This window comes from Streptomyces sp. NBC_01717 (assembly GCF_036248255.1).
Lineage (GTDB): Bacteria > Actinomycetota > Actinomycetes > Streptomycetales > Streptomycetaceae > Streptomyces.
The window spans coordinates 1,267,859-1,289,938 of sequence record NZ_CP109178.1 but is presented as its reverse complement, the minus strand read 5'-3'; the positions used below and the strand labels follow the sequence as shown (position 1 = coordinate 1,289,938).

The 22,080-nt window shown below is 68.7% G+C and carries 21 protein-coding genes and 4 pseudogenes; 8 read left to right on the top strand and 17 right to left on the bottom strand.

What is annotated here, in order from left to right; all coding sequences use genetic code 11:
* Positions 1-134 precede the first annotated feature (134 nt).
* Positions 135-515: a hypothetical protein gene (locus tag OHB49_RS06045; RefSeq protein WP_329158539.1), complete on the top strand. Its 381-nt coding sequence runs from the start codon at positions 135-137 to the stop codon at positions 513-515.
* Between the two features lie 226 nt (positions 516-741).
* Here OHB49_RS06045 and OHB49_RS06040 read toward each other — a convergent pair whose 3' ends face one another.
* The 4 genes and pseudogenes from OHB49_RS06040 to OHB49_RS06025 form a co-directional block, all read right to left on the bottom strand.
* Entirely contained in the window at positions 742-1,380 is a 639-nt protein-coding gene (locus OHB49_RS06040) for a carbonic anhydrase (protein WP_329158538.1), read from the bottom strand.
* Positions 1,381-1,591: 211 nt separating this feature from the next.
* Positions 1,592-1,942, bottom strand: a pseudogene (locus OHB49_RS06035) (L-threonylcarbamoyladenylate synthase); the annotation flags it as partial.
* A 232-nt stretch (positions 1,943-2,174) separates the two neighbouring features.
* Positions 2,175-2,648, bottom strand: a complete 474-nt coding sequence (locus OHB49_RS06030; protein ID WP_329158537.1) for an AAA family ATPase — start codon at positions 2,646-2,648, stop codon at positions 2,175-2,177.
* A gap of 119 nt (positions 2,649-2,767) precedes the next feature.
* The gene (locus tag OHB49_RS06025) at positions 2,768-3,043 is read right to left on the bottom strand and encodes a hypothetical protein (RefSeq protein WP_329158536.1); all 276 of its coding nucleotides are present in this window, start codon (positions 3,041-3,043) and stop codon (positions 2,768-2,770) included.
* A gap of 302 nt (positions 3,044-3,345) precedes the next feature.
* On the opposite strand from OHB49_RS06025, the pseudogene OHB49_RS06020 reads away from it, so the two are divergent.
* Positions 3,346-3,594: pseudogene (locus OHB49_RS06020) on the top strand (antibiotic acetyltransferase); the annotation flags it as partial.
* A gap of 125 nt (positions 3,595-3,719) precedes the next feature.
* Here the strand turns inward: OHB49_RS06020 and OHB49_RS06015 are convergent.
* Entirely contained in the window at positions 3,720-4,502 is a 783-nt protein-coding gene (locus OHB49_RS06015; RefSeq protein WP_329158535.1) for an MBL fold metallo-hydrolase, read from the bottom strand.
* Positions 4,503-4,531: 29 nt separating this feature from the next.
* On the opposite strand from OHB49_RS06015, the pseudogene OHB49_RS45810 reads away from it, so the two are divergent.
* Positions 4,532-4,780, top strand: a pseudogene (locus OHB49_RS45810) (hypothetical protein); the annotation flags it as partial.
* On the opposite strand, the gene OHB49_RS06010 reads toward OHB49_RS45810, so the two are convergent.
* The gene (locus OHB49_RS06010; protein WP_329166298.1) at positions 4,751-5,389 is read right to left on the bottom strand and encodes an IS630 family transposase; all 639 of its coding nucleotides are present in this window, start codon (positions 5,387-5,389) and stop codon (positions 4,751-4,753) included. The pseudogene OHB49_RS45810 and the gene OHB49_RS06010 sit on opposite strands and share 30 nt — an antisense overlap.
* Complete coding sequence (locus tag OHB49_RS06005) at positions 5,275-5,784, bottom strand: helix-turn-helix domain-containing protein (protein ID WP_329166297.1); 510 nt, start codon at positions 5,782-5,784, stop codon at positions 5,275-5,277. The genes OHB49_RS06010 and OHB49_RS06005 overlap by 115 nt, the downstream gene beginning before the upstream one ends.
* 252 nt (positions 5,785-6,036) lie before the next feature.
* Here OHB49_RS06005 and OHB49_RS06000 point away from each other — a divergent pair, with 252 nt between their 5' ends.
* Together OHB49_RS06000 and OHB49_RS05995 are read left to right on the top strand one after the other, a co-directional pair.
* The gene (locus OHB49_RS06000) at positions 6,037-7,287 is read left to right on the top strand and encodes an IS701 family transposase (protein ID WP_329166300.1); all 1,251 of its coding nucleotides are present in this window, start codon (positions 6,037-6,039) and stop codon (positions 7,285-7,287) included.
* 165 nt (positions 7,288-7,452) lie between these two features.
* Entirely contained in the window at positions 7,453-7,773 is a 321-nt protein-coding gene (locus OHB49_RS05995; protein WP_329158531.1) for a hypothetical protein, read from the top strand.
* Between the two features lie 348 nt (positions 7,774-8,121).
* Here the strand turns inward: OHB49_RS05995 and OHB49_RS05990 are convergent, their stop codons facing one another.
* Together OHB49_RS05990 and OHB49_RS05985 are read right to left on the bottom strand one after the other, a co-directional pair.
* Entirely contained in the window at positions 8,122-9,426 is a 1,305-nt protein-coding gene (locus OHB49_RS05990; RefSeq protein WP_329158530.1) for a ThuA domain-containing protein, read from the bottom strand.
* Between the two features lie 20 nt (positions 9,427-9,446).
* Positions 9,447-11,606, bottom strand: a complete 2,160-nt coding sequence (locus OHB49_RS05985) for an RICIN domain-containing protein (RefSeq protein WP_443079645.1) — start codon at positions 11,604-11,606, stop codon at positions 9,447-9,449.
* A 1,039-nt stretch (positions 11,607-12,645) separates the two neighbouring features.
* On the opposite strand from OHB49_RS05985, the gene OHB49_RS05980 reads away from it, so the two are divergent.
* Complete coding sequence (locus OHB49_RS05980; protein WP_329158528.1) at positions 12,646-13,596, top strand: AEC family transporter; 951 nt, start codon at positions 12,646-12,648, stop codon at positions 13,594-13,596.
* 16 nt (positions 13,597-13,612) lie between these two features.
* On the opposite strand, the gene OHB49_RS05975 is transcribed toward OHB49_RS05980, so the two are convergent.
* The 4 genes from OHB49_RS05975 to ribA all read right to left on the bottom strand — a co-directional run bounded on the left by OHB49_RS05975 (position 13,613) and on the right by ribA (position 16,660).
* The gene (locus OHB49_RS05975; RefSeq protein ID WP_329158527.1) at positions 13,613-14,791 is read right to left on the bottom strand and encodes an alpha/beta hydrolase; all 1,179 of its coding nucleotides are present in this window, start codon (positions 14,789-14,791) and stop codon (positions 13,613-13,615) included.
* Between the two features lie 170 nt (positions 14,792-14,961).
* The gene (locus OHB49_RS05970; RefSeq protein WP_267881613.1) at positions 14,962-15,087 is read right to left on the bottom strand and encodes a hypothetical protein; all 126 of its coding nucleotides are present in this window, start codon (positions 15,085-15,087) and stop codon (positions 14,962-14,964) included.
* Positions 15,084-15,650 carry a hypothetical protein gene (locus tag OHB49_RS05965; protein ID WP_329158526.1) on the bottom strand — a complete coding sequence of 189 codons (567 nt, stop codon included), beginning with the start codon at positions 15,648-15,650 and terminating at the stop codon, positions 15,084-15,086. Before OHB49_RS05965 ends, OHB49_RS05970 begins: the two co-directional genes overlap by 4 nt.
* A gap of 353 nt (positions 15,651-16,003) precedes the next feature.
* Entirely contained in the window at positions 16,004-16,660 is a 657-nt protein-coding gene (gene ribA / locus OHB49_RS05960) for a GTP cyclohydrolase II (protein ID WP_329158523.1), read from the bottom strand.
* A gap of 214 nt (positions 16,661-16,874) precedes the next feature.
* Between ribA and OHB49_RS05955 the strand changes: the two genes are divergently transcribed.
* Entirely contained in the window at positions 16,875-17,705 is an 831-nt protein-coding gene (locus OHB49_RS05955; RefSeq protein ID WP_329158521.1) for a creatininase family protein, read from the top strand.
* Positions 17,702-18,607, top strand: a complete 906-nt coding sequence (locus OHB49_RS05950) for a RibD family protein (RefSeq protein WP_030979892.1) — start codon at positions 17,702-17,704, stop codon at positions 18,605-18,607. The genes OHB49_RS05955 and OHB49_RS05950 overlap by 4 nt, the downstream gene beginning before the upstream one ends.
* Here OHB49_RS05950 and OHB49_RS05945 read toward each other — a convergent pair.
* The 4 genes and pseudogenes from OHB49_RS05945 to OHB49_RS05930 all read right to left on the bottom strand — a co-directional run.
* A pseudogene (locus OHB49_RS05945) lies at positions 18,539-19,453 on the bottom strand (lysylphosphatidylglycerol synthase transmembrane domain-containing protein); the annotation flags it as partial. The gene OHB49_RS05950 and the pseudogene OHB49_RS05945 sit on opposite strands and share 69 nt — an antisense overlap.
* 29 nt (positions 19,454-19,482) lie before the next feature.
* On the bottom strand, positions 19,483-20,466 hold the full coding sequence (locus tag OHB49_RS05940; protein WP_443079644.1) for a class I SAM-dependent methyltransferase: 984 nt from the start codon (positions 20,464-20,466) through the stop codon (positions 19,483-19,485).
* Positions 20,448-21,605 carry a glycosyltransferase family 4 protein gene (locus OHB49_RS05935; RefSeq protein ID WP_443079495.1) on the bottom strand — a complete coding sequence of 386 codons (1,158 nt, stop codon included), beginning with the start codon at positions 21,603-21,605 and terminating at the stop codon, positions 20,448-20,450. Before OHB49_RS05935 ends, OHB49_RS05940 begins: the two co-directional genes overlap by 19 nt.
* On the bottom strand, positions 21,578-21,976 hold the full coding sequence (locus OHB49_RS05930) for a 6-pyruvoyl trahydropterin synthase family protein (RefSeq protein WP_329158517.1): 399 nt from the start codon (positions 21,974-21,976) through the stop codon (positions 21,578-21,580). The genes OHB49_RS05935 and OHB49_RS05930 overlap by 28 nt, the downstream gene beginning before the upstream one ends.
* Positions 21,977-22,080 lie beyond the last annotated feature (104 nt).

The window sequence follows — 22,080 nt, the reverse complement described above, 5'->3', positions numbered from 1 at the left end:
GGAGGTCGCTGCGGCACAGGGCCGCCAGAAGGCCCTCGATCGCCGATGCGGACCGTCCGCGGCGGCGGCCGTCGAGGCCGTCACCGCTGGTGACGTAGCCTCGGGGCGTGGATCAGGCCTAGGTAGGAGGTCGCATGGCGCAGTCCGAGGCGGAACCCAGGAGTTGCTGTGCACCCCCGGGAGACGCGCGTGTGGCGCCGGTCGCGCTCGGGCCCGCGATCCGCTGGGAGCCGGGTCGTGCGCGGCCAACCACCACACCGCCGACGGCCGTGGCGTACGGGCCGATGTGGGGCGGTCCCGCGGCGGAGACGCTGTGGATGCGGCTGTCCTACCACTACGACAGGTCCGGGAACGAGCACGAGGTCCGCGCCGGCACCAGCACGGACGGGGTGCACTGGACGTGGACCGGTGCGTGGACCCTGCCGAAGGAGCAGACGCTCCGCATCGGCCTGGTCTCCCTCAACACGGCCGGGGCGACCGCCCGTTTCGACTACGTCCACACCTACGGCGGCTGAGTTTGCATCGGGGCCGATGCGGGGGCGAGGACGAAGGCCCTCGCATCGGTGTGAATCCGAAACGACGCGGTCGGGCAAGCTCTGCTCGGCTCAGATGAGAGTCCAGTCACGGTCGGGACCCTGCGAGCCTCCGCGAGCGCCTCCGCCGAATCCGCGCCGGCCTCGGCGAGCGCGGACCCCTGGTGGCGGCGCCTGACATAGCCCTCGCCGTCCGCCTGTGAACCGTTCAGGCGCCCGCTGCCTCCACGGGCAGGCCGCGGCTCGTGATGAGTCGGGCGCTCCCGTCGGCCAGGTGGTAGGACAGGCCCACCACAGCGGTTTTTCCGGTGGTGACCTGGTCGGCGAGGACCCGGGAGCGGTCCAGCAGGAGGTCGACGGTGTGCCGTATGTGCTCGGCGATGATGTCGTCGTCTTCGGTGAGCCCGGCGGCGCGGGCGGAAAGGACGCTGGGGGTGACGCGCTCGATGAGGTCGCGTACGTATCCGGTGGCGGGGACGCCGTCGGCCAGAGCGGCACGGGTGGCCGCCACCGCGCCGCATGAGTCGTGACCCAGTACCACCACCAGTGGGCAGTCCAGCACGCTCACGCCGTACTCGATGCTGCCCAGCACCTCCGGCCCCGCCACGTGGCCTGCGGTGCGGACCACGAACAGGTCTCCCAGACCCCGGTCGAAGATGATCTCTGCGGCCAGGCGTGAGTCGGAGCAGCCGAACAGCACGGCGAAGGGGCGCTGGACGGGTGCGGTCTGGGCGCGGCGCGCGGCGTCCTGGTTCGGGTGCTGCGGCGCGCCCGCCACGAAGCGTTGGTTGCCGGCCAGCAGCACCTCGACGGCTTCGGACGGAGTCAGCGGTGGGTCCTCAGTCATGGCCGCAGAATACGTCCAGCCCCGGCTCGCTGCTGTGTGGGGGTCCGAAAAACAGGAGCGGCGCCGTGTCCGGCGCCCCGGCCGTGGGCGCGTTGTTCACCGTGTTTCGCCACACAGCGCGCAACGCCGCTACCGCGATCACGACGCCCGCCGAACGGGTGGCTGAAGCAGGTCGACTGTGCCGTCCTGTGGCGTTGCCGACGGGTTCGGGTCATGGCTCCTGCAGGTCGGGCACCACCTTGAGCAGGCGCTCGGCGTTGATCGCGCCCGCGCGTTTCAGGATGGAGACCCAGCCGGTGAGACCCACGATCGAGGAGGCGACGGCGGCCGCGGTGGGTCCGCCGTCCAGGTAGACGGCGACCGGGTCGCCGAGTATGCCGTGAGCTGCATCGCAGTCCTGCGGGGACGGCTGTCTGGTCAGGTTGGCGCTGGAGACAGCCATCGGCCGGGTTTCGGCGAGCAGGTCAAGAGCCACTGGGTGGGACGGCGTCCGGACCGCGACCGTGCCGTGTGTCTCGCCCAGATCCCGGTCCAGTGTCGGCCGGTGGCGGGCGACCAGGGAAGCCGGTGAAGTAGGCCGGAACGTGAGTCGGCCCCACCGGCGGGGGGAACTGGTGGGGCCGCGGGGCTCGGGCAGGTCGGGGGATGCGCCTGCCGGAGCTCGGGTCATAGGGTCTGGTGCCCCTGTTCCGGGGGGTTATGTGTGGCACGGCCCGGGAGTGGGCGCGGGGTTCGGGCTCCGACCGTCCCGAGCACGGCCGACGCTCTGCGGTCGGCTCAGCCGACCGCAGACGTCAGTGCTCAGAGAGTTCTTCCAGCTGTTGCACGATGCGTTCGACGGGCGCGGTGGCGTCGATCTCGATGGCCGCGGTGGCACGGAGTAGCGGCTCGATGGTGGCCAGGTGGTGGAGAACGGCGTCCCGTTCTTCAGTCCGTTTGCCGTAGGGGTTGTTGGTTCGCGCCTTGATACGGGCCAGCAGTACATCGGCAGGAGCACTCAGCAGCACCACCTGGTCGAACAAGGGGTAGAACTGGCCCTGGTTGGTCTTGCAGCCGGCCACAAAGAGGTTGCCCGCGTCGTGGCCGGTCAGCAGGTCGGTGATGGCCTGCTCCCGCCAGATCCAGTCGGTGGAGCCGTCCGGCAGTGTGACCCAACGGCTCCAGTCGTCCGTATCGGTGTCCACCGTCCGGTGCCCGCGCAGATGCAACAGCTGGAGTGCCGTCGACTTGCCGACGCCCGACATGCCGGTGATCAAGATCTTCCCCACGAAACGAGCGTATGCGCTCCACCGTGCCGCCGGACGGCCTGGATCCCGGGTGCCAACCCTGCGAGGCGCCCCCCGAGGTCTAGAGTCAGGCCAAACGGCCCTCTCACTGGCCCGAGAGTTCACACCTGCCCACGGTCATGCCGGCCGACGTCGCGTCCGCCTCGCGCGGTGATCGATTGGGCGAGCTGGTCCATCGTGTGCAGGAAAGCAGCGTCCAGATCGACGTCGTACCGATGCGCGAGAACAAGCACGGACCACAGACAGTCCGCAAGTTCGTGCTCCAGAGCGGCACGTCCGCTCGGCATGTCACGGGCGCCTTCCTGTGCCATGACGATCTTTGCCAGATCGCCGACGTCCCCGACAAAGCCGAGCATGAACTCCTCGCGTGTCCACACCCGGCCGCGCTCCCTCAGGTTCACTCGTCGTAGAGGTCATGAATGCGCAGGGCGCGGCGTTGGAGTTCGTTGAGGTCCATGTCCCAGACTTTCCCCATCCGCGACTTTCCCCATCCGCCCAGCGCAACTTGCCGGAGGTGAGTCTCTTCGCGGTCAGCGACAGGACCATCTCGTCCAGCGCACCCGTCCTGCGCGAGCACGAAGGACGCCTGGGTCTGTCCGGCGGATCATGCCGGGCTGCCCACCGGCGCTGAATCGCTGTCGCGACCCGCCGGACAAGGAGCTGGGTGGAGCAGGTTGGGCCCGTCGAAATCATGGGCGGGGCGTGGGCCGAGCACTGCGATCTCATCACCGGGCTGCCCGGCCGCGGCGACACCGTCTTCGGGCACGACGTGTGGTTCGGGTATCGGTCGACGGTGATGGCCGGGGTCCGGATCGGCCACGGCGCGGTCGTTGCCTCCGGTGCCGTGGTCGTGGAGGACGTGCCCGGAGGCAACCCGGGCCGCCTCATACGTCGCCGCTACGGGGACGAGGACGTCGCACGGCTGCTGGAGCATGGCCGAGGAAGCAGCGGCCTACGCAGCAGCCAATGCGGGCGGCCCCGGCCCGCTGAGCGAAAGCGACGGAGACCGCTCAGGGGGTCGACCCCCCTGAGCTGAGTGAGGTCGCCGTCTGCTCAGCCCAGGTCCAGGCGGGCGGCCAGTCCTGCGGCGGTGAAAGCGGCCACCAGTTCCTCTCGGCCCTCGGTGAAGTGGGCCCAGCTGTCGTAGTGGACGGGAACCACCCGGCGGGCGTCGAGAATCGTGGCGGCCTCGGCTGCCTGGGCGCTGTCGAGGACGATGCACGCTCCGGCGAAGAGGCTGGGGAAGCGGGGAGCTCCGGCGAAGACGATGGCGGTGTCCACCGGGGCGAAGCGCTCGGCGATCTCCTTGACCGCATCGAGCGAGGCGTTGTCGCCGCTGACATAGACGGTGGGCAGACCATCTCCGGTCAGGACGAAACCGACGACCTGGCCGGTGACCGCTTCGACCTCCTCACGCGGTCCGGGGCCGTGGATGGCGGGTACGCCGGTCACGGTGATCGTGCCGCCGCCGGGACGGTCCAGCTCGACCGACTCCCAGTCGGTCAGTCCCGTGGCACCCTTCCCCAGGCGCTGTCCGCCGCCCGGTGTGGTGAGGGTGAGCGGGACGTCGGCGAGCAGGGCACGGCCGGAGTGGTCGAGGTTGTCGGGGTGCTCGTCATGGGAGAGCAGGACTACGTCGATGCGACCGAGGTCGGCGGGGCGGCCGGAGGAGGGGGCCGTCTTGGTCAGCCGCCGGCCGTCCGGCCTCGGGTAGTCGCCGGGTGCGTCGAAGGTCGGGTCGGTCAGAAAGCGCAGCCCGCCGTACTCGAAGAGGGCGGTCGGGCCGCCGAAGACGCGTACGGGCACGTGCTCGCTGGTGGGGCTGAAGGCAGACATGAAAAGGACAGTAGGCCCACGGGCGACTCGACATCCTGGTCAACAACGCGGCACAGGTGGTCAACGCCACGCCTGCCGGGAGGTTCTGGGAACAGCCGCTGGAGGCGGCCGATCTCATAGCGGTCGGCCTGCGATCGCACTACGTCGCAAGCTTCCACGCCGCACCCCTGCTGATCGCCAATGGTCGAGGACTGATCGTCAACACATGTCACTACGGTGCTGTGGCCTACCACCTAGTGCTGAGTTCCTCAAAGGCAGTACACATATCGGCGACGTAAGCGGCGGGTGGGTGGTGCTGGTCTGCCCCAGATCCATGGCCTGGCACGGGCGTTGAGCTGGGCTGTCGCGAGTTCGGTGGCCTGGGTGATTTCGTCCGGGCCGGCGAAGGTCTGTCCGGCGAGGGCGGCCTTGCGGAAGATGCGCCACCAGCCTTCCTGGAGGTTGAGCCAGCACGCGCCGACGGGTATGAAGACGTGTCGGATACGCGGGTGGTCCTCGAGCCAGGTCCGGGTCGACAGGCTGTTGTGGGAGGACAGGTTGTCGGTGACCACGTAGATGTCGCCCGCCGGGTTAGCTTCCTCCAGCTTCCGCAAGAACCGCTGGTAGAAGGCACTGTTGCGGGAGGACGCGGTCATGGTGACCTGCTGCCCGTCCGTGACACGCAAGCCGCCGTAGACCCAGGTCTTCTCCGGTCCGCGGCTGTACTCCAGCTCAGCTTTGATGCGGTGTCCGTCCGGCGACCAGCCCGGCGCCGGCGGGAAAGTACGCGGGATCACCGGCCCGAGTTCGTCGACGCAGACGACCGTCGCGTCCTCGGGCGGGCAGGTGTAGAGGCCGACGACCCGCGTCCTTTTCCCTCGAAATCCGGATCCTTGGAACGGATCCAGGAACGCGTGCGGCGCCATCTGACGCCCTCGGCCAGCAGGATTCTGCGGACCTGCGAGCGACCCACCTCAATCCCCAGTTCCCTTGCCCGACCGGCCAACGCGTCCAGGGTCCACTCCGGCGGTCCGGCCTCGTCCATGGCCTCGAGATCCCCGCCCGGCTGGACCATCAGTCTGCCCGGCGGGGGCTGCCTGACCAGGGCGATGATCCTCGACCGCTCGAGTTCGGTGATCCGCCGCTTGCGGCCCTGCCCGCCCAGATCCTCCAGACCCTCGAGACCGTACCGGTTGAAACGGTGCAGCCAACACCGCACCGTCTTCTGGCTACAACCCAGTTCAGAGGCGATCGCGGGCACCCGAGACCCGGCCCAGCTCAGCTCGACCATCCGCGCCCGCATCACCAAGTCCGCCGGCGCCTTCCGCGCTCGAGCTAACCGCCGCACCACCGATCCCTCACCCGAATCACGGCTCTGTCGCGCCCGCAACACCACCCCGAACCACCCACCCCGATTACCCCAAACAACCCCGCCACCAGCATGTATACCCACTGAAAGCGGAATCCAGCACTAGTAGGGCTTGGTCAGCTTCACTCGTGGGTGGCGTGTCTGCTTGTTGGTGAGTGTCGTTGAGGTGGTGTGACACCTGAAGAGATGGCCGGGGTCCGGGAGGACCTGGAGGCATTCACGACGGAGATGTTCGACGGGTTCTTCCGTGCGGATCAGCGGCGGTGGGGGCAGGTGTATGTGCGTGGGCTGCTGCTGGAGGGTCGGCGCAAGTCGGTGGAGCCGATGGCGGCGCGTCTGGGCGAGGACGGCAACCGGCAGGCACTGGCCCACTTCGTGACTACCAGCCCGTGGGATCCAGCGCATGTGCGGGCCCGGCTGGCCTGGAAGATGCAGGATGTGATCGGTGCGGAGGCGCTGATCGTCGATGACACCGGCTTTTTGAAGGACGGGGACGCCTCGGCGTGTGTGTCCCGGCAGTACACCGGCACCGCGGGCAAGGTCACCAATTGTCAGGTCGGGGTGTCGTTGCACCTGGCCCGCGATCATGCCTCGGCCGCGGTGAACTGGCGGCTGTTCCTGCCCGCTTCCTGGGATCCGGGCTCGCCGGAGGCGGATGCGGACAAGGTCGCCCGCCGGGGCCGCTGCGGCATTCCCTCCCAGGCGGGGCATGTGGAGAAGTGGCAGCTGGCCCTGGACATGATCGATGAGACCCGCTCGTGGGGCATCGACCTCCCCTTGGTCGTCGCGGACGCCGGATACGGTGATGCCGCCGCCTTCCGTCTGGGCTTGGAGGAACGCAACCTGCCTTATGCGGTGGGCATTTCTTCCCGCCACACCGCCCATCGGGCCGGCGCCCGGCCTGTCCAGCCTGCCTATGCGGGCACCGGCCGGCCACCGAAGATGCAGTATCCCGAGCCTGCACAGACCATGAAAAATTTGGTCATCGCGGCCGGCCGGGCTGCTGCGAGACCGGTGTCCTGGCGGGAAGGATCCCGGCCAGGCCAGGGCCAAAGCGGCTTCAAGCGCATGCACTCACGCTTCGTCGCTCTGCGCGTCCGACCGGCCGGACGCGGTGCCCGCACAGCCGGCGACGGTCCAGAACTACCAGAGCGCTGGCTGCTGGCCGAATGGCCCGCCACCGAGCCCGAGCCGGTGCAGTTCTGGCTCTCGAACCTGCCTTCCGGGATGCCGCTGGCCACACTGGTGCGGCTGGCCAAACTACGCTGGCGCATCGAGCACGACTACCGCGAGATGAAACAGGCCCTGGGACTTGCCCACTTCGAAGGCCGCACCTGGAACGGCTGGCATCACCACGTCACCCTCGTCTCCGCAGCTCATGCCTTCTGCACCCTGCAACGACTGGCACACCACCCAAAAGACTCAGCGCAGGTCTGAGCCTCTACCAGGTCCTCCGCGAACTCCAGACACTCCTCGCCCTCTGGGTCGGCGCCTGCCCCACCTGCCACCGCAACATACCCACCCCCATACGAACCTGACCAAGCCCTACTAGGACCCGCGTACGGCGCCCAGAAAGCCGGCGCCGACAAGATGGCCGCCGACATGGCCAAGGATCTCCGTCCCCACAACGTCGCCGCCGTCTCGATCTGGATGGGCGGACTGGACACCGAGCCCGCACGAGCGCATTTCGCAACGTTGCCTGCTGAGGCCCGACCAACCAACAGGCGCGAATCCCCGCAGTTCACGGGCCGGGTGATATCGGCCCTCTACGCGGCCGACGATCTCATGCAGCTCTCCGGCAGGGCACTGATCGGCGCTGAACTGGGTGCCCACCTCGGTATCACCGACATCGACGGCAGCGCCCCACTCTCCCTGCGATACACCCTGGGCGGACCACCCGAGCTCCACCGCAGCCTTTACTGACACCTCGCGACAGCCTCCAGGCAGCACGTGCCGGCATGGCAACCCGGCAGGCAGAGCGAGGGGGCAACACGAGCAGTGGGCCAGGCTGCGCCGCCAACTGTGGCAGCCCCCGCGCGCTCATGGCGAGCAGCCGCGCGAGCGGGTGGCCGGCCCGATCGCCTGGCTCAACGGCAGCCGCCCCCACCACGAACTGCACGGGCACGAGGATGCTCGCGGCCGGACCCTGTTCCTGCCGCAATTCCTGGTGCTCGTGCCGTTGGGTGCGTTCATCCCCGAGGCAAGCGGCGCAGAACGGGCCGGTGCCCCTCGCCGCGGATCGGCGGCGAGGGGCACCGGCAGGTGGAGCGGTCAGGGCTGGGCTGTGAGCGTGAAGCTCTGTGCGGAGGAGCCGTCGCAGGGTCGCTGGGTGAGCTGGACACCGTTCGCCGAGGAGCTCGCGGAACTCAGGCACTGGCCGCTGTGCCGGGCGGTGAAGTGGTAACGCCCGCTGCTCTCCTTCACGGGCTGCCACTGCTGGTTCTGCCCGCCCGAGTAACTCCACAGCTGTAGTGGTGCGTTGCCGGCGGTCGAGCGGTCGGTCACATCGATGACCTGTTGTGGGTTCCCGCGAATGGTGATCCGGGTGTATCCGCCGTCCGTCGCGCGGAACTGGAACTGCTGGGCCAGGGTCCCGTTGCAGGAGTACTGCTGGATCGCCGTCCCGTTCGCCGTGGCGGCGGAACGGGCGTCCACGCAGGTGCCGTTTCCGGTGTTCGTCAGCGAGTACCAGGCGGTCTCGGAGATCGGGTCCGCCGGTGGCACGGTGCCTCCGGCGCCGCCCAGCCACTTCAGCCCGTCGAGCAGGAACCGGTTCTGTGTCTCACTGGCGAACGTCGACGACAGCGTGGTGTTGGATGCGTAGTCCATCGCGTTGTGACCGAAGTTCGCGTACAGCATCCGGTACTTCGTGTTGGTCCACAGGATCGGGTAATAGCCGCTGTACCAGGTCTGGTTGGGGTCTGTACCCAGCGGGAAGCTGCTGGGGTCGATCGAGGCGAGAATCTTGATGTCCGGATTCTGCCGCAGGTCGTTGGACCAGCTGTACCACTCGCTGACCGACGAGGTGAAGGTCCCGGGCAGGCTCGTGGTGGACGGGTGAGTGCGGTCCTCGACCTTCAGGACGGACGTGGTCGGACCCCAGGTGTTGGACTTGAAGTTGCCGCTGCCCAGGAACTGGTTGTGGTACCAGGGCCAGGACTGTGCGTCCGTCGTGAACGCGGACACGTGGAAGCCCATCCAGGCGCCGCCACCGCGCATGTACTGCTCGAAGCCGGACCGCTGAGCAGCGGTCTGCGGCAAGTCGTCGAGGAACAGCACGACTTGATAGGCATTCACGCCACCGTTACTGAGGAGGTCCCAGTTGTTGCTGGCCGTGTAGGTGAAGCCGTTCTGCGCGGCCTGCTCGGGGAACCACTCGTTGGCCTCGTGGACGAAGCTGATGTGCGCGGCGTCCCAGGTGCCGTTGTAGAGAGCGAGCACCTTGAACGGCGTTGCCGCCGTGCTCGCCCGGGCGTCGGGCGGTGTCGCCAGGCCGAGCAGCGTCGCCAGCAGGACGAGGACCCACAGGGTCGCACGCGCAGGACCGGTTCTGCTGGTGTCCGGACTGATGTCCATCGACGATCCTTCCTTGACCATCAGGGGTAGCTGACGAGGTTGGCGACGTTGGTGGTGGAGTTGGACGGGCCACCCCGGTCGTTGACGACGTGCCGGATCGTCCCGGTGCCGCCCAGCGAGACCGTCACCATGTCCTTGAACCGCACATTCGCGTTGTTGGGCGCCTCGATGGCGTGCTCGGCGGTGACGCTCGGATTGACGTTGAAGTAGCAGTAGCTGCCGAATCCGTACACCTGATGACTCGTTACGGAGTCCGCGACCTTGTAGGCGGCGTAGCCCTGCGTCGAACCATTCATCCAGGAGGCCTGGTTGGGCGGGTCGTACGGCATCTCGTTCTGGTAGAAGTACGTGCGGCCGCCGTTGCCGTTCCAGATGGTCTGGTGCTTCTGGTAGTGCTCGACGAACAAGCCGTACATCGTCACGTTGTTGCCGTTGACGACGAGCCCGGTGGCGCCGGTGTTGCTGGTCCACCCCACGCCGTTGCCGTGGTCGGCGCGCCACAGCCACAGGTGGTCGCCGATGACGCCGTTACTGTTGATGGTCAGGCTGGTGGTGGCCTTGCCGACGCCCGCGCCGCCGATCCGGAAGAACACGTCGTGCAGGGAACTGGGGTCGGCGCTGTGGTCGGCCGACGACCCGCTCGGTCCCATCTCGAGGAGCTGGGACGAGTTCGTGGTGCCGGCGTCGATCAGCAGCCCGGCCAGCTGGACACCGTTCACGTCGGCGACCGTCATGGCGGTGATCCCGTTGTCGGGAATGAGCGTGGCCAGGCCGAGGCCCAGGACCACGGTGCCGGCCCTGTTCACCTTGAGCGTCTGGTCGAGGTGATAGACACCCGGCGTCACCAGCAGGTTCTTGCCCTGGGCGAGCGCGTCGTTCATCTGTGCGGCCGTCGCGCCCGGCTTGACGATGAAGAAGTCGGAGAGGGGCAGGGACGTGCCCGCCGGCGCGCCTGAACTCCACGAGGTCCCGGACGAGTTGGTGCGTACGCCGGGTACGAACACCTTGTAGGCGCCCGACGTGTCGACGTACAGGAAGGGCTTCTCACGCGACACGGGGGTCTGGTCGACCGTGGTGTACGGCGGGCTCGGGAAGCTGTTCGCGGGAGCGTTCTTGGCGCCGACGTAGACCATGTTCCAGTTGGAGCCGGTCCAACTCGACCACTCGGTGTTGCGCGACAGCCATTGCTGCTGCGAACCCGAGTTGACCTGACCGTCGATCTTCGTGTCGGCCATGTAGCCGCCGCTGGACCAACCGCCGTCGTCCAGCCGGAGGTTGCCGCGCAGATGCATCCGGCGGTACGGGGCGGCCTGCGACACCGCCCAACGGTCCGTGCCGGAGGTCGGGGTCACGGACAGGTTCTCCGCCGACCGCCAGAAGTTCTGGGTGGCGTTGCCCTGGAACCAGTCCGCCTCGGTGTGTACCGCACCGCGGATGGTGACGTCGTCGGGGGAGAGGCCGAGCCCCGCGACCTGGGTGTAGAAGCCGACATTGGCATCGGCGTCGTACGTGCCCGGCTTGAAGAGGAAGGCCTTGCGGGCGGTGCCGAACTGGTTGGTCTCCTGCTGGGCGAAGGCCGCGTTCAGGCTGCTCTGGATGGTGGCAGCGGGTGTGGACGGGTCGAAAACGGTGACATTCGGGCCGAGGTCCGGTGTCCCGGGCGGCTGTTGGGGATCCGCGGGGTTGACATGGAAGGACTGGGCCGCGCTGCCGTTGCAGGTGTACTGCTGGAGCTGCACGCTGTCCGCGGTCGAGGCGCTCGGCACGTCGAGGCACTTGCCGCTGTTGCGGTTCACGAAGTGGTACGCGCCGCTGGACTCCGCCACGGCCTGCCACTGCTGGTTGTTTCCGCCGCCGTACGTCCACAGCTGCACGAGCGCGCTGTCCGCCGTCGAGACGTCGGTGACGTCCCAGACCTTGGTCGCGTCGGTGCGGTTGCCGACCTGGGTGAATCCGCCGGAGGTGGCGGCGAACTGCCACTGCTGGGCCTGGCTGCTGTTGCAGGCGTACTGCTGGACGACGGTGCCGTTCACCGCTCCCGCGGCGCGCGCGTCGACGCACTTGCCGCTGCCCACGTTGACCACGGTGGCCCAACTGGTCGGCAGCGCGGCGGCCTGCGCGGTCGCCGTGTCCTGCGAGGCGGCCGCGACACCGGTTCCGGTCGTGGCCACGAGGGCGATCAGGGTGAGCAGCTTCGGTATCCGGCGACGGCCGGTTTCTCTCTTGGATCCGGGCACGGTGGGATCTCCTGTGCGGGTCGGGGTGGGGGGTGGGAGCGGCGGACGTGTCCGTCAGCCGGTGACTCCGGAGCAGCGTGCGAGTAGCGCTGTCGGGAGGCCGGCGCGCAGCGTCGTGGGGCGCGGAAAGAGATGTCCGGCCATCGAGGGGTCTAAGCCTTTCGTGCGTGGCCGACGGTGGGGGGATGGGAACGTGGCGCGCAGGTGCAGGCATCGGGACGGGAGGTGCGTGGCCCGTCCAGACATGTGAACGTCGAGTGCATTCATGGAACGGTGGTGATCGGTGAACCTAAAGGTCTGAACCAGGCACGTCAAGATGTGAAGCAAGGAGACCCTGTAATTGCTCTGTATGTGCAAGGAGTTGAACGCACGGGCGCGTCGGCGGATTCGTGTCGTCGACGGACGTGTGTGGTGCCGGCGGCACCCGTATTCGCGGTCGGAGCGCCGACTCGGCCATCGCGGGCCCGCGGGGATTTGGGCTGGAAGGTCGCCCGCGCCCCAGCCCGGAAGGTCCCCGCGCGAACCTTCCGTCCGGAGACTTTCAGGCCAAAACCGTCTGCCCGGCCCTGGTCGCGTTCACTCACGACCTCATGCGCGCCCCGGCTCACTGGCCGCCGTCCAACCCGCCGGGGCCGGCAGCGTCACGATCCAGAACCCGGGCGCCGTGCCGGCGCTACCGCCCGAGGGACGCGGTGCTGGCGCTGCACCTTCCCGGGACCCCTGGCTCCAACTCTTCGCCACCCGGCGCGCCCTACCCCGCAGCTGACGCCCCATCCGGCCCGCCCCGATCCCAGCGGTCGCATCTGGCGTCCACGTCGGCCGGTTCACCCGTGGACGCCACGGCTGCGACCGGTCAGCGGCGCCGTGCCCGGCAGCTCGAGTACCGGGTGAGCACGTACGGGCGACCTGCACCGCATATTCATGGAAATATAGGGGAAAGTCATTCTCCGTAGCGATTACTGCAGAAGTCTATAGTTTTTGCATGGTGCACGAGATCGCGACGGCCCTGCTCCCCGTCTTCTTCGCCCTCGCCCTCGGGTTCGGCGCCGGCCTGCGCGGATACGTCGACAACCGGAACGTTTCCTCGATCAACAAGCTGGTCATGGATTTCGCCATCCCGGCGTCGCTGTTCGTATCGATCTCCTCCACGGACCGGTCCGACATCACCGCGCACGCCGGGTACATCGTCGTGACAGTCGTTGCTCTGGCTGTCGTGTATGCCGTGACTCTGGTGCTGCAGCAAAAAGCGTTCGGGCTGCAGAAGGCGGAGGCCGCAGTGCAGGCCCTCACCGTCGCGTTCCCGAACTATGCGTCCATCGGCCTGCCGTTGTCCGCCGCCGTGGTCGGCGCCCGTGGGGCAATCGCCGTCGCCATCGGCCTCGCGGTAGGGGCTGTGACCATCGTGCCGTTCAGTCTGGCCCTGCTGGAGGACTCCAAGCTGGGCCCGAACGCGCCCGGGTCCACTCTCTCCCGGTTCGGCGGTGCATTGGGCAAGTCGGTGCGTCGGCCGATTTTCTGGGCTCCGATGCTCGCCATCGTGCTCGTGCTCAGCGGCGTGCACATGCCTGACCTGGTCGAGAAGACACTGACCCCCATGGGCCAGGCCGGTGCGGGTGCGGCGCTGTTCCTCACCGGGCTCCTGCTCTCCGCGCAGAAGGTGTCGTTCGGGCCGAACGTGGCGTACGGCATCGTGGTGAAGAACGGGCTCATGCCGCTGTTCGTCTGGGGGCTGTGCCTGCTCCTCGGCCTGGACAGGCTCACCACCACCGAGGCCGTGCTGCTCACCGCCATTCCCTGCGGATTCTTCGGGCTGGTGTTCAGCGCGCCCTTCGGTGTGCAGTCCAGGGTTGCCGGATCGACTCTGATGCTCTCGACGGTCGCCGGGATTGCCTCGCTGTCCGTGGTGATCGCCCTGCTGCCCCAGCACGCATGAGCCCAGGAAGTGCGTGTTACTTGCCGGGGCCGGGGTCGGTCGGTGCGTACAGTGCCTCGCGCAGAGTTGCGGTCGTCTGGGTGACGGCCTGCTTGGCGGCCTGGGTGTCGGCCAGTGCGTTGAGCATCATGAAGTCGTGGGTGATCCCGCTGTGGTGGGTCGAGGTGACCGGGACTCCGGCTGCGCGGAGCTTGGCGGCATAGGCGTTGGCCTCGTCCAGCAGCACATCGGAGTCGGTGATCATCAGGGCGGGCGGCAGGCCGCGCAGCTGGTCGACGGTGGCGTGCAGCGGGGAGGCCAGCGGATTGCTGCGGTCGGCCACGCGGGGCGCGTAGGCGTCCCAGAACCACTTCATGGCCGGCCGCGTGAGCCAGCAGTTTTCGGCGAAGCGGTTGTAGGAGGCGGTGTCGAAGTCGGCGTCGGTGACGGGGTAGAGCAGGACCTGTTGCTTGAAGTGGGGGCCACCGCGCTGCTTGGCCATCATGGTGACGGCCGCGGTCATGTCTCCGCCCACCGAGTCGCCGGCGATTGCCAGCCGGCTGGGGTCGACGCCGATCTCACGGCCGTGGTCGGCCACCCACTTGGCGACGGTGTAGGCCTGCTCGACCGGGACGGGGAACTGGGCCTCGGGGGAGGGGGTGTAGTCGACGAAGACGACAGTGGCGCGGGCACCGTCGGCGATCTGCCGGACGAGGCGTTCGTGGGTCATGAAGTTGCCCAGCACCCAGCCGCCGCCGTGGATGTACACGACGGCGGGCAGATCGCCCTGGACACCGTCGGGGCGGACGACGTGAATGGACACCGGACCGGTCGGACCACCGGGCACGGTCCGCTCACTGATCTGCGCGGGCAGCATGTCCACGGGACCTGCCTGCAGCTTGTTCAGCACTTCCCGGGCGTCCTTGTACGACTGCTCGTACAGCGGGGTGCCGCCGGCCGCCGCGAGCGTGTCGAGGAAGTCCTGGTCGGCCTTCTCCAGCTTCACCGGCGGCTTGCCGCAGGGCACGTACGGGGTCTGGCTCTGCGTGGCCCCGGCGGCTACCGCCCGGCTGCTCTCGGCGGTGCGGTGGCTGTCCGCGGCGCGGTCGCTGTGGCCGGCGCAGGCACTGAGCGTTGCGCTGGTCGTCACCAGGAGCGCGACCATGGTTCCGTAGCGGGTCCTGCGGGCTATCGGACGTCGTTGCGAGGATGTCATGTCTGCTGATCCCAACGTGCTTGTAGGTCCCCTGGGTCAGCCTGTTGGCATCGCGGGCCACCGACCAGCCCGGTTGGGCTGCTGGAGTGTCCTGGCGCGGTACGCGCGGCAGCCCGGCAGAGCGGGTCGGTCGGTCCCGTTCGTGCAGGCAGGGGATGGTGGGCGATGCCTCATCCGGTGACCGCGCTACGCGCGCCGGGCGCATCTGCCTCGGGAAGCCGCCGGTCCCGGTCGGCGACGCTGATGTCCACCACCGGCCCGCGGTCGGTGGAACAGGGACAGCCCTGGTCGGTCATGAGCACAGGGTGTGCCGGAGCGCGGCGCCGCACTCCCGCACTCCCGTGCGGATCCCGCCGGCGTGATCGGGCGGGCCAGGTTCCAGGCCCCTGACGACGGCGACGGTGACCAGCGCGTAGGCCACGTGCGGAATGATGTCGGCGACCCAGTCGGAGCGTGACCAGGTGCGCGGGTCGGTCACGCGCAGCATGGTCATCGGTCCGTTGGTCCCGATCAGCGCCCCCGTGGTCGCCGTGGCGGTCAGGACCGCGTTGCCCGGCCGCCAGCCGCAGGACAGAGCGAGGCCGAGCAGGGCTCCCATCCCCACACCCGCTGCCACACCGGTCAGGGGGCCCAGACCGTTGACGCGGTTCTCCCGCTTCTTCTCGTCGCCCGGAATCGGAACGTGCAGGGTCTCCGACAGTCGCTCCACGGTGACCTCGGGTGTCGTACTCGCTCCTCGACCGCGGATCACCATGTCCAGGTATCCGACCGCGTCCAGGACCGTGGTCCCGGCGGCGCCCGCGGCGGCCCCGGCCAGGAGACCACGCAGGTGTCGGGCCGGACCGCTGATTCCTGTCATAGGCCGCTCATCCCTTCACGGAGTCCAGCAGCGCGGGGTGACGACCTCCGCGGGTGTCCGGGCGACGTTGTGCGGACCGCCTTTACCGTCACGAAGGTGAGGTCCTTGGAACAGCGGAGGCAGTCGTCCGGCGGTGTTCTCGTACCGGCAGGATGCGGTCCGCATCGCCATGGACGAGGAGCGCGCCGTTCTCACGTCGGCAGCTGCCGACCGCATACCGTCTCAGTAAATACACCGAACGGTTAACTCCGCCACCGGAGTGCCGGCGTCGGAACCGACAGCCTGCCGGCGCCCCCGGAGGCTGCCGGACGCCTCTGCACGGGCAACGCCGCGCACCGGGCTTCGCCCACGCGTCAGGTCCGGTCGACCCCGCCATCCAGATGCGGCAGGTGATGGCCAAGGCGTTCTCGCTTGGTCCGCAGGTAGACGAGATTCTCCTCACGCGGTTCTGTCAGGAGCGGAACCTGTTCGGTGACCTTGATGCCGTGCTGCAGCAGCGCCTCGCGCTTGCGTGGGTTGTTCGACAGCAGCCGCACGGATCGGACACCGAGGTCGTGCAGAATCTCTGCCGCCACCTGGTAGTTGCGGGCGTCGACCGGGAGCCCGAGCGCGATATTCGCCTCGACCGTGTCAAGTCCCTCCGCCTGGAGCTGCATCGCTCGGAGCTTGGCCAACAGGCCGATCCCCCGGCCTTCGTGACCCCGCAGGTAGATGAGTACGCCGCGTCCTTCGCCCACGATGGCGCGTAGCGCCGCGGACAATTGGTCCCCGCACTCGCAATGGTTGGACCCAAAAGTATCTCCGGTCAAACACTCCGAATGTACCCGGGTGAGCGCATCGTCTCCCTCGATGTCGCCGTATACCAGCGCTATTTGTTCGTCCCTACGATTGTGATCCCAGTAGCCGACAGCACGGAACACACCGTGCTCGGTTGACAGCTGGACAGTTGTCGCTCGTTCAGCGCCCGTTGAACGCGCGCTGTCGCGGTGTGCGCCATCGCTCTCTATCATGGCCCGATCATATCGGGTAGCCTTCACCGGTGGGCCGGAAGTCGACGACAGGAAGACAACTGGTCTGCCAGGTCATCGTGTTCGACTGATGAATGCATCGACTTTGCGTAGCCTGCTCTCGTGGGCGCGTACGGAACTTCCCTCCGTGTGCTGTCCTATTCGGGCCGGCCGGTGGCCAGGTCTCGTGGCGCGAAGAAGGAATGGGTCGGGAAACATGAGTGAACGGCAAGGGCGCACGCGGATATCCGATCTGTTGTCACCGGACGCGACGACGGCGGATGTGGGGGCCGGTCGGGCCGGTGTCGCGGTCCTTCCCATCGGCAGCTTCGAGCAACATGGGCCGTATCTGCCCCTGATGACCGATACGGTCGTGGCCTGCGCCATCGCCCGGGAGATCGCTGCCGCCCATGCGGTGCACCGACTGCCTCCGGTGACGATCTCCTGCTCGCACGAACACGCCGCTTGGCCGGGAACGGTCAGCATTTCTGCGGCCACCTTGTGTGCCGTTGTCCGGGACATCGCTGAATCGCTCCGTCGATCCGGTATCAATAATCTGGTTCTGATCAACGGGCACGGTGGAAACTATGTGCTGCGTAACGCAGTTCAGGAGTCGGCGGGAACGGGGACTCGGATGGCTCTGTTCCCCGGATCGGCCGACTGGGGCAGGGCGCGGGACAGGGCCGGCTTGAGTACGTCCTCATACAGCGACATGCATGCGGGAGAATTGGAAACGTCCATCCTGCTGAATGTGGATCCAGGAATGATCCGCCCCGGTTATGAGACCTCCGATTTCCTCGCCGACGACCGGAAGCATTTGCTCACTCTCGGTATGCGGGCCTATACGGAATCCGGTGTGATCGGCCGTCCTTCCCTGGCATCCGCCGAAAAGGGCAAGCAGTTGCTGACCGGTCTCGTCGATTCCTTCGCTGAATACCTCTCGCTTCTGGCACCGGATGAGCTCCTGGTTCCGGCGGACCCCGGGTCCGGGCCGTCCGGCGCCGCGGACAGCCGGCCGTCGGCCGTCGTCCGGCGGGGAACGCGGTGACCGGCCGCTCCTCGGAACAGCGCGACGGCATCCTTGATGCGGCGGAAGCCTGGGAGCGGCTGCGCGGCATCCGGTCCGAGGCGGACGCCGAGGCCGCCGGACTGATCCGGGGAACCGACGGCCGACGCCGGTGGGGATGCGCCTCGCCCGATGCGGACATCCTCGCCGACCGCTATCTGCCGCTCTGTCTGGGCGGTCCGCGCTTCGCCATCGCGCAGCTGGGACAGAGTCTGGACGGATTCATCGCGAGCCGTACCGGAGACGCCGACTACGTCACGGGCACGGAGGACCGCGACCATCTGCACCGCCTGCGTGCCCTCTGCGACGCGGTGGTCATCGGTGCCGGCACCGCCGTCGCGGACGATCCCCAACTGACGGTCCGTACCTGCGCGGGCAGCAACCCGGTTCGCGTCGTCCTCGATCCGCACCGCCGGGTACCGCTGCGCCACCGAGTGTTCAGTGACGGGGCAGCACCCACCCTGTGGGTGGTGGGCGCGGACAAGGACCGGGGGCAGGCCGTTCCGGCCATGGAGGGCATCGACATACTGCCCCTGCCCGACGCCGCCGCGTTCGCCCCTCGACGTCTGCTGCGGGAACTCGCACGCCGTGGGCTGGGCCGCGTGCTTGTCGAGGGTGGCGGAATCACCGTGTCGCGCTTCCTCCACGCGCGGGCGCTGCACCGCCTCTACCTCACAGTGGCACCGGTCCTGCTCGGTGACGGCGTCCCGGGGCTCGGCTTCCCCGGCCCGGAGCTGATGCGCGATGCGCTCCGTCCGCCGACCCGGCGCGCCGCTCTCGGCGAGGACACTCTCTTCGAGCTCGATCTGCGGACGGCGCATCCCGGTGAACCACTGGGTGACGAGCACGCCGATACCGGGCAGGCTCGCGACGAGGGTGAGTAGTCCGTACACCACGGCGACGCTCAGTCCCTGCGCGGCACTCATGCCCGCGGCTCCGAAGGCCCATGCGGTGACCCCTTCCCTGGGCCCCCAGCCCCCGACGTTCAGCGGCAGAGCCATGGCGAGAAGTGCCAGCACCATCAGCGGCACGAGTTCGGTCGCCGGCGCCGTCGATCCTGCGGTTCGGGCGGCCAGAAGGAACATGCCGAGATGTCCTGCCAGCACGGCAAGGGACGAGATCAGCACCCCCGGCCAGCTTCCGGGGGCGAGCAGTCCGAGGCGCGCTTCGGCCAGCGTGGTCCGAACCGCTCGGTGCAACCGGGATGTGCTCTGCCTCCCGCGGAGCCGGACAGCACCCACGATCACCACGCCGGACAGCACGAGGAGGGCGGACAGGGCACCCGGCGCAGTAGCGGTCCGATCGGCGAGATGGCCGATCCTGTCCAGTGCCAGGGAGGGCTGCGTGAGCAGGAGCGTCACGCCGACTGCGGCAAGGACCACTTGGCCCGCAACGCGCTCGAGGACGACGGTGCGGACCCCCCGGCCGACGTCCCCTGCGCTCTGCCCGTGCCGCACACCACGGTGTACGTCGCCGAGGACGCCACCGGGCAGCGCCGCGTTCAGGAACAGAGCACGGTAGTAGTCGGCGACGGCCCGACCCAGCGGCAGCCGTACGCTCAGCCCTTTCGCCACCAGGCGCCAACGCCACGCACTGCACACGGTGGTGAGCACGCCGAGACCGAGAGCGGCCAACAGTGTGGGGCCGTCGATCCCGCGCACGCCGTTCAGGACGACGGCGGTGCCCTGCCACCACAGCAGCCCCGCGACGATGGCCGTTCCGGCGAGCATGCCGAGACGGGCCCGCACGACCCGCGGCGTCACGAAGATCCACCCGTCGGGCCGGGCAGGGCCAGTACATCCTTGTGATGCACCACCACCTGCAACTCACCTGCCCAGCACTCCGCCAGGCGGCGCCGCAGATACGCATCGGCACGCTGTGCGAGGTCCGGCCGCTGGTCACGAGCGGCGCCGACCCAGCCCCGAAGCCACTCCGCCGTCAGCGCGGACTCGCAGGTGCCCAGGTCCCGACTTCCGGATCCGTACGGATCGACCTCTCGCGTCCGGCGCGACCCGTCGCAGGGCAGAGAACGAGGACCGGAACCGAGCCGCCACGGGCTCGGCTGTTCTCGTACGGTCAGGCCATGACGTGCGAAGGCCTCGGACGCCGCCGCGACGGCGTCGGGCCCGAGGAGCCGGCGGCCCTGGTCGACGCGGCGCTGGTGCGCGTTGAACGCGTGCACGATCTCGGCGTCCAGCGGGTCCGCCGGGGTGAGGTGGACCCTTCCCACCACGGAGAGCGACAGCAGGGCCGGGCAGCCGGCCCCGGCGCAGGCCGCGGCCAGCCTGTTCAGCTCTTCGCGGGTGAGCAGGTCCAGCAGAGCGGAGGCCGTCACCAGCGAGGTGCCTGAGAGGACGTTCGCGGTCAGTCGCGCGACATCGCCGCGTTCTGTTGTGACGGTGACGGGGCTGCCGTCGGCAGCCCTCTCAGGCGTCCGAGCAGCGGCCAGGTCGAGCAGACCCGGGTCATGGTCGTGCAGGATCCAGTGCTGGGGACCGTTCAGCCGGGGAGCGAGCCAGCGCCCCATGGAACCGGTGCCGCACCCGAGATCGCGGATCACCGACGTCGAGAGGCCTGGCGTCGGTTCTGCACCTCCGGGCCCACCGGCCGCGGCCTCCAGGTGCCGCCGCAGCGGGCCGAGGAGTCCGGATGCGCGGGCGGCCGCATCGGGACCCTCCCGCAGCGCCAGCCACTCCGGGGCATAGCGAGTTGCACCGGTCCCGCTCACGCGGCCTCCTGAGATTCCTTGCGGAGTTGTTCCAGCACCGCGGCCACACTGCGCGACGTCGTGTCCCAGCCGGCCAGCGCAGTGCGCCGAGCCATGGCAGCCTCTTGCGAACGTCGGCGTTCGTCCGGCTCACCGAGCCAGAGGCGCAACGCCGAGGCGAATGCTGCCGGGTCCTGCGCTGGTACCAGGAAGCCCGGCACGCCCCTGTCGGGTGCGTGTCCGACCGCTTCCGGGAGCCCACCGACCGCCGTCGCCAGTACGGGGACGCCGTGGGCAAGAGCCTCCGTCGCAACCATGCCGTACGTCTCGGCGTGCGAGGCGAGCAGCAGCAGGTCAGCTGCGGCGTAGCTCGCGTTCAGCTCGGTGCCTGTCCGCGGGCCGACAAGGTGTACCCGGTCGTCGAGGCCGCACCGCTCGATCAGTTCCCGGAGCCGGGTGACGTAGCCGGGGTCCTGGCCCAGTCCGCCGACGCAGACGCAGTTCCACGGAAGGTCCGAGACGGCCGTGAGGGACTCCACCAGCTGGAGCTGCCCTTTGCGCGGAGTGACAGAGGCCACGCAGAGCAGGCTCGGGGCGCGGTCGGTACCGGTTGCGGTGCCGGTCGCGAGGGGTGCCGTGTCGGCTCCGGGGGCGGCGACGTGGACCCGGCCGGGGTCGAGTCCGTGGTGCGCCACGAGCCGGTCGGCTGCCCAGCCACTGGTCGCCACGACCGCCGCCGCGGCCTGCAGCGTCCTGCGCTCTCCAGCGTTCAGAGCTGCCGCCATGGCAGGGGTGAGGCCTGTCTCGTCGCCCAGCGGCAGGTGGACGAGCACCACCAGGCGCAGCCGCTCTGCTTCGGGGACGACGATGTCGGGGACGGCGCAGGCGACGAGTCCGTCGAGGAGGACGACGGCGCCGTCCGCCGACTCCCTGAGCATCCGGGCCAGTTCCGTACGCGCGGTGGTTCGGGGCTGTGGCCAGGTGCCCGCGACGGCGTACTCGTGGACCTGCCATCCGATCCGGGGCAGGTCCCGGCACACTCGGCGGTCGTAGGTGTTGCCCCCACTCGGCGCCGACGGATCGTCGACGCCACCGGGCATCACCACGATGACCGAGCGCCCGGTCACCGTGGTGGCAGCGGAGGGGTTCACAGGAGCCGCTCGTAGCTCGCCCATGCGATGTGTGATTCGTGCAGGGTCACCGTGATGCCGGTCAGACCATGTGCGCCCTCGCCCAGTGCTCCGGCGCGCACCTGGTCGGCCAGGCGGTCGGCGATGACCTTGGCCAGGAATTCCGTCGAGGTGTTGATGTCCGCGAACTCGGATTCGTCATCGAGGTTGCGGTAGTTGAACTCGCCCACCACGCGTTTGAGTTCAGTGGTGGCCAGCCCGATGTCGACGACGATGTTGTCGGAGTCCAGCTCGGGACGGCGAAAGGAGGCGTCCACCACGTACGTCGCTCCGTGCAGACGCTGCGCGGGACCGAACACCTTCCCGTGGAAACTGTGGGCGATCATGAAGTGCTCGCGGACGGTGACACTGAACAACGGCTGTGACCTCCTGGTCCGACCCGTGTGGCCGCTCGCGGCCCTTGTCGTTCAGTACGGCTGGAACACGCTGTGCGTTCAGGGCCCGACAGGTTCAATGGCGA